This window comes from Arthrobacter sp. ISL-5, from assembly GCF_018613835.1.
Lineage (GTDB): Bacteria > Actinomycetota > Actinomycetes > Actinomycetales > Micrococcaceae > Arthrobacter.
Genome location: NZ_JAGGPM010000032.1, coordinates 63630 through 75239 on the forward strand (window position 1 = coordinate 63630; position 11610 = coordinate 75239).

Here is an 11610-nt window from a genome sequence, read left to right on the forward strand (position 1 = left end):
GGTCGTACCCGCACCGGCGGCTTCTCCGTAATTAATAGAAAGATCGACAATGGCACGAACTGGCCGCAATAAACCATCCCTCAGGGTGCTGGTCTGGCTTGGCGTAATTCTGGCTGTCCTGACGTCCGTCCTTGCGGGCGGCACCATGGCCGGAAAGGCAAGCTGGGCCCCCAAGCTCGCGCTGGACCTCGAGGGCGGTACCCAGATGATCCTGGCGCCCAAGGTTGAGGGTGGTTCCGACATCAACGAGGAACAGCTCAACCAGGCGGTGGCGATCATCCGCCAGCGCGTGGACGGTTCCGGCGTCGCGGAAGCTGAAATCAGCACCCAGTCGGGCCGTAACGTGGTGGTCAGCCTCCCCGGAACTCCTTCATCGGAGACCCGCGCCCTGATCCAGGCGTCCGCGGACATGAACTTCCGCCCGGTCCTGGTCACAGGACCCGGCGCAGCAGTTCCCGCCGAATCCCGCACACCGGCAGCACAGCTGCCCAAGCCGACGGCAAAGCCCCAGAACGGCAGCGACTCCAACTGGATCACGGCGGACATCCAGAAGCAGTTCGAGGCGCTCGACTGCGACAAGCCGGCGCAGGACAAGCAGGAGCGTTCCGACCCGGCCAAGCCGCTGGTGACCTGTGAACCCGCCACCGACCAGACTCCCGCCATCAAGTACATCCTTGGTCCCGTGGAGGTCAAGGGTGTCGAGATCCAGGGATCCACGTTCCAGCTCCAGCAGGGTGCCCAGGGCGCCGTCACCAATGAGTGGGCCGTCAACATCCAGTTCAACGGCGAAGGCACGGCCAAGTTCAAGACCGTCACCGAGCGCCTGAACCAGTTCTACGTGGCTGCCGGCGGCGAAGCCGGGTCGGACCCGAAATCGCAGTTCGCCATCGTCCTTGACGACCAGGTCATCTCCGCTCCGCGGTCCCAGGCGGTAATCACCGACGGCCGCCCGCAGATCACCGGCGGGTTCACCGAGCAGTCGGCCAAGGCCCTGTCCGATCAGCTGCGTTTCGGTGCGCTGCCGATCAGCTTCGACATCCAGAGCGAGCAGCAGATCTCGGCGACGCTCGGCGGCGAGCAGCTCCGCATGGGCCTGCTTGCAGGCCTGATCGGACTCCTACTGGTGGTGGTGTATTCCCTCTTCCAGTACCGTGCCCTGGGCTTCGTCACCATCGCCTCCCTCGTGGTGGCAGGTGCCCTGACCTATCTGGCCATCGCCATCCTGGGCTGGACAGAAAACTACCGCCTGTCCCTGGCCGGCGTGGCCGGCATCATCGTCTCGATCGGCCAGACGGCGGACTCGTTCATCGTCTACTTCGAACGTATCCGCGACGAACTCCGCGAAGGCCGCGGCCTCGTCTCGGCTGTCGAGAACGGCTGGAAGCGGGCCAAGCGAACGGTGCTGGCCTCCAAGGCCGTCAACCTCCTTGCCGCCCTGGTGCTGTACTTCGTGGCCGTGGGCAACGTGCGGGGCTTTGCCTTCACGCTGGGCCTGACGGCACTTGCCGACCTCCTGGTCGTGTTCATGTTCACGCACCCCATGCTGCGGCAGCTGGCCCGCACCCGGTTCTTCGGCGAGGGCCACAAATTCTCGGGCCTCGATCCCGAGAGCCTCGGCGCGGTGCCGCTGTACCGCGGCGCGGGCAGGCTCCGCAGCCCGGAGGACAAGCCGTCCGTGGTGCGCGCAAAGAACACAGGTGCCGCTGCTGAAGCGGAGCGCAGGATGACCATCGCTGAACGCCGCCGCGCGGAGCAGCAGGAGCAGCTCGCGGGTTCCTCCAAGGGCCCGGCCAAGGAGGGCAAGTAATGTCCAGTTTTGCGAAATTCGGTAACGAGCTCTACACGGGCAGGCGTTCCTACGACTTCGTCGGTAAGAAGAAGATCTGGTTCCTGATCGCCCTCGCGGGCGTTGCCCTGTCCATCCTGATTCCGGTGGTCAAGGGCGGGTTCAACCTCGGCATTGAATTCCGCGGCGGCTCCGAGTTCACCGTCTCCAACGTCAAGACCACCGAGGCGTCCTTGGGCGAAAAGGCTGTGCACGACGTCGTTGCCGGAAGCGTGCCGCGCGTGGCGAACGTCGCCGGCACCACCATGCGGATCCAGACGGACAAGCTCACCGACGACGAGACCATCAAGATCAAAGAGGGCCTGACCTCGGCATACGGCGTCACGGACAACGAGGTGACCTCCACCTTCGTGGGGCCGACCTGGGGCGCGGACGTCACCAAGCAGGCCCTAATCGGACTCGTGGTTTTCGTGGCCCTGGCGACCGTCCTGATGGCCCTGTATTTCAGGACCTGGAAGATGTCCCTGTCCGCGATCGCTGGCATGCTGGTGACGATGTTCATCACCGCTGGCGTCTATGCGCTGAGTGATTTCGAGGTCACGCCCTCGGCGATCATCGGGTTCCTGACCGTGCTGAGCTATTCGCTGTACGACACTGTGGTGGTGTTCGACAAGATCCGCGAGAACACGGCGGATCTCGACTCGTCCACCCGCCGCACGTTCGGCGAAGAGGTCAACCTGGCAGTCAACCAGACCCTGGTGCGCTCCATCAACACCATGATGGTGGCCATCCTGCCCGTGGGGGCGATCCTGTTCATCGGTGCAGGACTGCTCGGTGCCGGAACCCTGCGCGACCTCTCGCTGGCCCTCTTCGTGGGGATCCTCATCGGTACCGCGGCAACGATCTTCGTCGCGGCGCCCATGTACGCCTGGCTGCGGCAGAACGAACCGCCCCTGGTCAAACAGGCCCAGCGCGTGGCGCACCGCCGGGCGGACAGCGCCGCCAAGGACGCGGCCGCCGCGCAGCCCGCACAGGCCTAGCAAGCACCATCCGGGGCCGGATGCCGTCATCATGACGGCGTCCGGCCTTTTTGCGTCGAAGCCCCGGCCATCGGACGGGGCCGGTTATCGAACAGGCCCGCGGCGGGAATAGACTGGGATAATTAAACGGGTTTGATGAGGGGTGCTTCATTGGAAGAGGGTTCGACGTCGGCTCCAGCAGCAGCCGGGGACAACAGTCCGGGCCAGGGTCCGCAGACTGGTCTGGTTGCTGAGGGACGCCCCGGCCCGGGTGTTCCTGTGGACAACTCGGGTGTCCGCCCCACATTTCCAGGCAGGCGTGAGCGCACGCGGTCCCGGCTGGCGAGGCTGACAGGCCGGAGCACCGCCACCTATTCGCCCATCCTCGAGCCCTTGCTTCGGACAGTCCGGGCGAACAACCCCAAAGAGGACTTCGACCTGATCCAGCGTGCCTTTGTGGTCGCGGAACAGAGCCACCGCGGCCAGAAGCGCAAGAGCGGCGATCCCTACATCACCCACCCCGTGGCCGTGGCAACCATCCTCGCGGAACTGGGGCTCAGCGGGACCACGCTGGCTGCGGCGCTGCTCCACGACACGGTCGAGGACACTCCCTACACCCTGGCCGACCTGAAAGCGGACTTCGGCCCGGAAGTGGCCATGCTCGTGGACGGCGTGACTAAGCTGGACAAGGTCAGCTTCGGCGAAGCCGCCCAGTCCGAAACGGTCCGCAAAATGGTCGTGGCCATGGCCAAGGACATCCGGGTCCTCATGATCAAGCTGGCCGACCGGCTGCACAACGCGAGGACGTGGCGGTTCGTTTCCGCGGAGTCCTCGGCCCGCAAGGCCCGCGAAACACTCGAGATCTTCGCCCCGCTGGCACACCGGCTCGGCATGAACACCATCAAGTGGGAGCTGGAGGACCTTTCCTTCGCCGCGCTCTATCCCAAGGTGTACGAGGAAATCGTGCGCATGGTGGGCGACCGCACGCCGGAACGCGAAAAGAGCCTCAGCGTCATCCGGAACCAGATCGCCGATGACCTGCGCACGGCCCGGATCAAGGCCACCATTACCGGCCGGCCCAAGCACTACTACTCGATCTACCAGAAGATGATCGTCCGGGACAAGGACTTCGACGACATCAACGACCTCATGGGCGTGCGTGTCCTGGTGGACTCGGTCCGGGACTGTTATGCGGCCCTTGGCACCCTGCATTCACGGTGGAACCCGCTGCCGGGGCGGTTCAAGGACTACATCGCCATGCCCAAGTTCAACATGTACCAGTCCCTGCACACCACGGTGATCGGCCCGGGCGGCAAGCCCGTGGAGATCCAGATCCGAACGCATGAGATGCACCGGCGCGCGGAGTACGGTGTCGCCGCCCACTGGAAGTACAAGGACCAGCCGAACCGCACCGCGAGCGGACCCGGCAGCCCGCGCGACGGCGACATGGGCTGGCTCCGCTCCCTGGTGGACTGGCAGCAGGAAACGTCCGATCCCGGCGAATTCCTCGATTCGCTCCGGTTCGAAATCAACGCCCGGGAAGTCTTCGTGTTCACGCCCAAAGGCGAGGTCATGGCGCTTCCGGCCGGCTCCACTCCCGTGGACTTTGCCTACGCGGTGCACACCGAGGTGGGCCACCGGACCATCGGGGCCAGGGTCAACGGAAAGCTGGTCCCGCTCAACAGCGAACTCAACCACGGCGACTGGGTGGAGATTTTCACCTCCAAGGCCGAAGGGGCCGGGCCGAGCCAGGACTGGCAGCATTTCGTCAAGAGCGCCCGCGCGCGGAATAAGATCCGCCAGTGGTTCAGCAAGGAACGGCGCGAAGAGGCGATCGACCGCGGCAAGGAGTTGCTGACCCGCGCCATGCGGAAGCAGAACCTCCCGCTGCAGCGCCTGATGACCCATGACGCCCTCGCCGCCGTTGCCGAGGAGTTCAAGTACGTCGACATTTCCGGTCTCTACGCCGGCGTCGGAGACGGGCACACGTCCGCCCAGTCCGTCATGGAAAAGCTCATCGAGAGCCTGGGCGGGAACGAAACGCCCGACGATGACCTCACCGAAGTCAGCATTCCCACCCAGGTCAGCAAGGCCCGCTTCTCGGACTCCGGCGTGGTGGTCCGCGGCGTGGGCGACGTCTGGGTCAAACTGGCACGCTGCTGCACCCCTGTGCCGCCGGACCCGATCCTCGGCTTCGTCACCCGCGGCTCGGGCGTCTCCGTGCATCGGACTGACTGCACCAACGTTGCCGGCCTGAAGGACCAGCCTGACAGGATCGTCGACGTCGATTGGGCCCCGACCCAGTCGAGCGTGTTCCTCGTGGAGATCCAGGTGGAGGCATTGGACAGGAAATCCCTCTTGTCCGACGTCACGCGTGTCCTTTCCGAGAACCACGTCAACATCCTCGCCGCCAGCGTTCATACGTCGACCGATCGGGTGGCCATCTCAAAGTTTGCCTTCGAGATGGGCGACCCCAAGTACCTCAGCCACGTGCTGAGCGCCGTCCGGCGAATCGACGGCGTGTTCGACGTCTACCGGACTACGGGCAACCGCCGGAGGAGCTAGCAGGGCCAGCTTTTCCAGCGCCGCGTTCTTGTGGGGCAGCCGGGGCGACGCTTCCACGGCCAAGGTCAGGAGTCGCAGCCGGACATCGAGTTCGGGCCTTTCCAGCAGTTGGCGCAAGGCCGGTACTGCGCGTTCGGCCTCAACGTGCAGGGCAATATCCAGGGCCGTCCGCAGGGGGCTTGAGACCATCAGCCCGCCCAGGCTCACGACGTCGAAGGGGCCGAGCCGGACCTCGTGGAGCGTGCAGCCCCTGGTGGACCGAAGGCTCGAGATGCGGCGTTTGGCGTCCACCAGCAGGGCGAGGCGGTCCGGCTCGCGCGCGCAGCCATAGATCCAGGCGGCCGTCATTCGCCCGGCCACGACCCGCTGGCGGATCGCAGGCGGAACTGCGAACGCTGCAGCGCGGGCCCGCAGCTGCGGGGATGCGGCCATGCCGGGAATGGTGTAGCCGTGCTGGTAGAGCTGCGCCAGCACGCCGTCGGCCGCCATGGACTGCAGTTCCGGCCAGGAGAACAACGGGCCCGGGGCATAGAGGTCCAGAAGCTGCGCGGGGGAGTCGGGGGCGCTCCCGGAAATTGAGGCCATTCAGCCATCCTGCCGGAAGGGCCCAAAACGAGTACAGGCCCCGTCCCGGCTATGTGGATAACCGGTACGGGGCCTGCGGAGTGTCCTGGCTAGGAGAGCTCGCTGGCCGAACGCTGGATCTGGTCCAGCCACGCCTGGCGGGCGTCCAGGGCTTCCTGGGCAGCCTTGATCTTGCGCTGGTCGCCGGCCTTCGCGGCCTTGGCCAGATCATCCTTGAGCCCGGCGATGGCCGATTCAAGCTGGCTCAGGGCGCTGTTGGTGCGGGCCTTCGTCTCAGGGTTCGAGCGCTGCCAGACTTCGTCCTCGGCCTGCCGGACAGCATCTTCAATCCTGCGCAGGCCAGCCTCGATGCGCCCCATATCCGCACGGGGCACCTTTCCGGCTTCCTCCCAGCGGTCGCGGACGGACTGCAGGGCCTTCTTGGCGGCACCGAGATCCTTGACCGGCAGGATCGAGTTGGCCTCCTCAAGGAGGGCCTCCTTGACCTTCAGGTTGGAGGCGTACTCCTGGTCGATCTCGTCGTTCGCAGCCTGGCGTGAGGAGAAGAAGACATCCTGGGCCGCGCGGAACCTGGCCCACAGTGCGTCGTCATCCTTGCGGCTGGCGCGCGGTGACGCCTTCCACTCATCCATCAGTCGGCGGTATTCGCCGGCGGCAAATCCCCAGTCGGTCGAGGAAGAGAGTGCCTCGGCCTCGGCGATCAGCTTCTCCTTGGCAGCCTTCGCCGCGGAGTTGTTGCTGTCCAGCTGGGAGAAGTAGGCGCGGCGGTGGCGGTCGAAGACCGTCCGGGCAGCGCGGAACCGCTTCCACAGTGCATCTTCATTGCTGCGGCCAAGCCGGACGCCGCTCTTCTGTGCGGTCTTCCAGCTTTCGAACAGTTCGTTCATCCTGGCGCTGGAGGTTTTCCACTGGATTTGCGCCGGATCCGTTCCGGAAATGGCTTCGGCCTCGGTGACGATGGCCTCCCGGGCGGCGAGTTCGGCCGCCCGCACGGCGTCGTGCTGCGCCTTCTCTGCCTTTTCGAGCGCGGTGATCTCCGTGGACAGCGTGTCCAGCCTGCCTTCCGCGGAGCGGATGTCTCCCACCATGTTGCGCTCAGCAAGCTGCTCGCGGAGGTGTGTCACGGTCTTCTGCATGTCAGTCGTGGGCGCCTTGGATGCAACGCGCTGTTCCAGCAGCACGATCTGCGCCACGATGTCGTCATACTTCCGGGCGAAGTACGCCAGCGCCTCGTCGTTGCTGACGTCCGGGTACTGCCCGACCGGGTGCTCCTCGCCGTCGATGGTCAGGAAGACGTGGCCGTCCCCCTCGACGCGGCCCCAGCGGGCCGCTTCGGCCAGCGACGTCGCGGGCGCAGCAGGTACAGGCGCCACGGCAGCCGCAGGGCCTGCCTTGGGACGGGCGGCAAACGCCGCGGGCGACGGCGCCGGGCGGGGCGCCGGGCGCGGGGCAGCGGGGGCAGACGCTTCAGCGGCACCGGCCCCAGCAGGGGCAGGCTCTTCAGCGGGTGCAGACGCTTCGGCGGCACCGGCCTCCTCTTCAACCGGGGCAACGTCGGCCTGCTCGGCCGCGGCCTCGCCTGACTGCGTGTCCTCAGCCGGGGCAACGTCGGCCTGCTCGGCCGCGGCCTCGCCTGACTGCGTGTCCTCAGCCTGCGTAACCTCGGCCGGCTCAGCCTCGGGCTGCGTGTCTTCTGCCTGCACTGCTTCTGCCTGCGTGTCGTCTGCCGCTGCTTCCGTCGGCTCGGCCGGAGGGGCCGCAACCTCGTTCAGGTCGGCAGCTGTTTCGTCGGATTTCTGACTGTCTGTCACCGCTAAAAGTCTTTCGCTTGGAGGAAAATACTCTCGTAATGCACCCGTGGCCGCTTGGGACGCGGGGTTCTTACTTCAGAGAGAACGAGTCTATCGTGACTGGTTCCACAGGAGCGCCGTCGGTGGCGTTTCCGCCCGACTTAAGACCTGCAGCCGCAATCTTTGCGACCAGGTCCAGGCCGGAGGTCACCTTGCCCACCACTGTGTAGCCGCCCGCGGCATCGGCGGGGATGACCGTGTCCTTGTATACGACGAAGAACTGCGTGCCGTTGCCGTAGGCGTTTCCGCCCGTGCGGGCCACCGCAATGGTGCCGGCCGGATATATGTTGTCCGCCGGCGTGTTTTCAAGCGGACCCCAGGTGTAGCCGGGATCGCCCTGGCCGTCTCCGGTTTTGGAGCCGCACTGCAGCACGCCGAAGTTATCGGCAGTGGTGAGCCGGTGGCAGCTGACGCCTTGGTAATAGCCCGAGTCGGCGAGGGACTTGAAGACGGCGGCGGCCTGCGGCGCCTTGGTGCCGTCCAGCTGAACTCCCACGGCTCCGCGGTTCAGTTTCAGTTCGCCGGTGAAGACCTTGCCCGCGGCCGCCTCCGGCTTAGGGATGTTGGGGGCGTTGGTGGCAGTGGCGGATGGCGACGCCGAGGGGGAGTTAAGCCCGGCTTCCGCCGCGGCGAATTCTTCCTCTGTCGGGTTTCCGGAGAAAACCGCCAGCTGAAGCACGACGGCGACGATCACCGCCGCCGCTCCGGCGCCTCCCGCAAGCAGGTTGTCCCGCTTGCGGCGCTTCTCCTGGTCACGGCGAAGCTCGCGTTTGGCTTCCATTTGCTGGATGCGCCTTCTGGCTTCACGCGTCTCGCGTGGACTGGCCGCCACAGGTCCTCCTCGTTGATCGGGCTGCCCGCCTGATCCACCCTGAAGGCATCCCCGGCTGCAGCTGCAGTGCGGCGGCCGGTCAGCCAACGGTCCCGCATTAGAGATGCAGGCGCCGAAAGCATAAACTGACTGCCGCACATAGTTTATGCATGACAGGCTGGACTCCCGCCCTCGCCGCCGCTTTTTGATCCAAATGGCGACGCGGAATACTGCGCAGCGGACTCCGGCCTTCGGTTACCTGAGGAGAAACTCCACCATGGCACGCACAGCCTCCCTGTCCGGATTCCCCGAGTGGCTTCCCGAGGAGCGGCTGGTGGAGCAGCATGTCCTGGACTCCCTGCGCCGCACCTTTGAACTGCACGGCTTCTCCTCGATTGAAACCCGTGCCGTGGAAACCGTCGGCCAGTTGCTGCGCAAGGGCGAGATCGACAAAGAGGTCTACGGCCTGAGCCGGCTCCAGGATGACGACGGCGAAGAGGGCAAGGGCAAGCACGACCCCCACGCCCTCGCCCTGCACTTTGACCTGACGGTTCCGTTTGCGCGGTACGTCGTGGAGAACGCCGGATACCTTGCCTTCCCGTTCCGCCGCTACCAGATCCAGAAGGTCTGGCGCGGGGAACGCCCGCAGGAAGGCCGCGCCCGCGAGTTCACGCAGGCGGACATCGATGTGGTGGGCGACGGCGACCTTCCGTTCCGCTACGACGTCGAAATCGCCCTGGTCATCGCCGAGGCGCTGGGCGCGCTGCCGATCCCGGATTTCCGGCTCCGCATCAACAACAGGAAGCTCGCGGAGGGCTTCTACCGCGGCATCGGCCTGGATGACACCGCCGGCGTGCTCCGCAGCATCGACAAACTGGAGAAAATCGGCCCCGACAAGGTGGCTGAACTGCTCAGGACCGAGCTGGGCGCCACCGATGAGCAGGCGCAGGCAGCACTGAAGCTTGCGGGCATCCGGACCGAGGACACGTCCTTCGTGGCGCAGGTCCGTTCCCTCGGCGTGAGCAACGAGCTCCTCGAAGAGGGCCTGGACGAACTCGAGCAGGTCATTGAGGCCGCCGTGAAGCGCGCCCCGGGCAAGGTCATCGCGGACCTGAGCATTGCGCGCGGGCTCGACTACTACACCGGAACAGTCGTGGAAACGGTGCTGGTCGGCCACGAGCAGCTGGGCTCCATCTGCTCAGGCGGTCGGTATGATGCGCTGGCAAGCAAGGGCAACCGCAAGTTCCCCGGCGTCGGGCTGTCCATCGGCGTGACCCGGCTCGTCTCCCGGATCCTCAGCCAGGACCTCGCGAAGGCGTCCCGTTCGGTGCCCACCGCCGTGCTCGTCGCGCTGAACGCCGACGACACATGGGGAGAGGCGCAGGACGTCGCCACCCAGCTGCGCAGCCGCGGCATCGCAACGGAAGTCGCCGCCAAGGCCGAAAAGTTCGGAAAGCAGATCAAGTTCGCCGACCGCCGCGGGATCCCCTTCGTCTGGTTCACCGACGACGACGGCAAGCACCAGGTGAAGGACATCCGCTCCGGCGTGCAGACCGACGCGGATCCGGCCACCTGGACGCCGTCGGACGAGGACCTCCACGTCCAGGTCACAGGCGTCTCGCCGGAGTAACCACCCGGGGTGTAACTCCGGGTGACCACCTCGAGTGACCGCCCCGGGATATCACTCCACGGAGCGGCGGCTCAGTGCCGGCGCAGCCGGAGAGCCAGCGCCCGTCCGCCCATGCCGGCCGCCAGCACGGCCGCCATGGTCAGCACTGAAGCCGGCGGCAGCGTGAAGGCGAGGAGGAGGCAGCCGGCGAGCCCCGCCGCATTGAGCCATTTGGGCGCGTGCCGCGCGCGGTCTTTGAGCGTGTAGGCCGCTGCGTTGGTCACGGCGTAGTACAGCAGCACGCCGAAGCTGGAGAATCCCACCACCGTAACGACGTCGCTGGTCAGCAACAGCACAATCACGACGGCGGCCACGGCGAGTTCGGCGACGAACGGCACCGGATGGCGTCCGCCGACGCGCGCCAGCGGCCCGGGCAGGTCTCGTTCGCGGGCCATGGCCATGGCGGTGCGCCCCACCCCGGTGATGAGCGCCAGCAGCGCGCCGAGGGACGCTGCGGCGGCGCCTGCCTGCACGAGGGGCGCCCAGCCGGACAGGCGGGACTGGGCTACGGCGTCGAGCAAGGGTGCCGCTGATGTTGCGAGTGACTGAACGGGCAGATGGGCCAGCAGCAGCGCCCCCAGCAGCAAGTAGATGGCGAAGGCCGCACCCAGTGCACCCAGGATGGCGCGCGGGATGACCCGCACCGGGTCCTTCACCTCCTCGCCCAGGGTCGCGATCCGTGCATAGCCGGCGAAAGCGAAGAACACCAGGCCCGCAGCCGGCAGGATGCCCCATGCACTGCCCACGGATTCGCCCGTCCCGCTGCCGGCAGGATGCGGACCCAGGATGCTGGCCGCGGCCACAAACGCCAGGGTGGCCAGCACGATGCCCAGCAGGATGCGGGTCAGGAACGCCGTCCGGGTGATGCCCATCAGGTTCACTCCGGTCAGCACCGCCACGGCCGCGACGGCCACCGGGGTGGCGTAGTCCGGCGCCACGTACTGCCCGAAGGTCAGGGCCATGGCGGCGCACGAGGCCGACTTGCCGGTCACGAAACCCCAGCCGGCAAGGAATCCGGGCCATTCGCCTAACTGCCGGCGGCCGTAGATGTAGGTGCCGCCACTCTCCGGGTACTTGGCCGCGAGCTGGGCCGAGGCCACGGCGTTGCAGTACGCCACCGCCCCGGCAACCACAACGGATACGAGGAGCAGATTTCCGGCCAGGCCGGCGGCGGGACCGAAAACCACAAAGACGCCGGCGCCCAGCATCGATCCGAGTCCGATGGATGTTGCGTCGAACACACCTAGCCTTCGCTGGAGCTTCTGATGCCTGGTCATGGCGGGTCGTGAACCTTTCCAGCGGGTAAACTCGGACGGGATCGTTCC

8 protein-coding genes are annotated in these 11610 nt (G+C 66.4%); 4 read left to right on the forward strand and 4 right to left on the reverse strand.

Features of this window, described 5'->3' with window-relative positions; translation table 11 throughout:
- Positions 1 to 49 precede the first annotated feature (49 nt).
- The 3 genes from secD to J7I89_RS17955 all read left to right on the forward strand — a co-directional run bounded on the left by secD (position 50) and on the right by J7I89_RS17955 (position 5370).
- Complete coding sequence (gene secD, locus J7I89_RS17945; protein WP_214973130.1) at positions 50 to 1807, forward strand: protein translocase subunit SecD; 1758 nt, start codon at positions 50 to 52, stop codon at positions 1805 to 1807.
- The gene (gene secF / locus J7I89_RS17950; RefSeq protein WP_214973132.1) at positions 1807 to 2826 is read left to right on the forward strand and encodes a protein translocase subunit SecF; all 1020 of its coding nucleotides are present in this window, start codon (positions 1807 to 1809) and stop codon (positions 2824 to 2826) included. Before secD ends, secF begins: the two co-directional genes overlap by 1 nt.
- 150 nt (positions 2827 to 2976) lie before the next feature.
- A complete protein-coding gene (locus tag J7I89_RS17955) occupies positions 2977 to 5370 on the forward strand; it encodes a bifunctional (p)ppGpp synthetase/guanosine-3',5'-bis(diphosphate) 3'-pyrophosphohydrolase (protein ID WP_374102028.1) in 2394 nt (797 codons plus the stop codon).
- Here the strand turns inward: J7I89_RS17955 and J7I89_RS17960 are convergent.
- The 3 genes from J7I89_RS17960 to J7I89_RS17970 form a co-directional block, all read right to left on the reverse strand.
- Positions 5251 to 5955 carry a type IV toxin-antitoxin system AbiEi family antitoxin gene (locus J7I89_RS17960; RefSeq protein ID WP_214973134.1) on the reverse strand — a complete coding sequence of 235 codons (705 nt, stop codon included), beginning with the start codon at positions 5953 to 5955 and terminating at the stop codon, positions 5251 to 5253. The genes J7I89_RS17955 and J7I89_RS17960 overlap by 120 nt on opposite strands.
- 89 nt (positions 5956 to 6044) lie before the next feature.
- Complete coding sequence (locus J7I89_RS17965) at positions 6045 to 7766, reverse strand: DUF349 domain-containing protein (RefSeq protein WP_214973136.1); 1722 nt, start codon at positions 7764 to 7766, stop codon at positions 6045 to 6047.
- A gap of 70 nt (positions 7767 to 7836) precedes the next feature.
- Complete coding sequence (locus J7I89_RS17970) at positions 7837 to 8637, reverse strand: peptidylprolyl isomerase (RefSeq protein WP_214973138.1); 801 nt, start codon at positions 8635 to 8637, stop codon at positions 7837 to 7839.
- A gap of 256 nt (positions 8638 to 8893) precedes the next feature.
- On the opposite strand from J7I89_RS17970, the gene hisS reads away from it, so the two are divergent.
- On the forward strand, positions 8894 to 10246 hold the full coding sequence (gene hisS / locus J7I89_RS17975; protein WP_214973140.1) for a histidine--tRNA ligase: 1353 nt from the start codon (positions 8894 to 8896) through the stop codon (positions 10244 to 10246).
- Between the two features lie 71 nt (positions 10247 to 10317).
- On the opposite strand, the gene J7I89_RS17980 is transcribed toward hisS, so the two are convergent.
- Entirely contained in the window at positions 10318 to 11562 is a 1245-nt protein-coding gene (locus J7I89_RS17980) for an APC family permease (RefSeq protein ID WP_214973142.1), read from the reverse strand.
- Positions 11563 to 11610: the final 48 nt, after the last annotated feature.

Coding starts and splice junctions, on each gene's coding strand:
- secD (WP_214973130.1), top strand. CDS start 50: ATGGCACGAACTGGCCGCAATAAACCATCCCTCAGGGTGCTGGTCTGG.
- secF (WP_214973132.1), top strand. CDS start 1,807: ATGTCCAGTTTTGCGAAATTCGGTAACGAGCTCTACACGGGCAGGCGT.
- hisS (WP_214973140.1), top strand. CDS start 8,894: ATGGCACGCACAGCCTCCCTGTCCGGATTCCCCGAGTGGCTTCCCGAG.
- J7I89_RS17960 (WP_214973134.1), bottom strand. CDS start 5,955: ATGGCCTCAATTTCCGGGAGCGCCCCCGACTCCCCCGCGCAGCTTCTG.
- J7I89_RS17980 (WP_214973142.1), bottom strand. CDS start 11,562: ATGACCAGGCATCAGAAGCTCCAGCGAAGGCTAGGTGTGTTCGACGCA.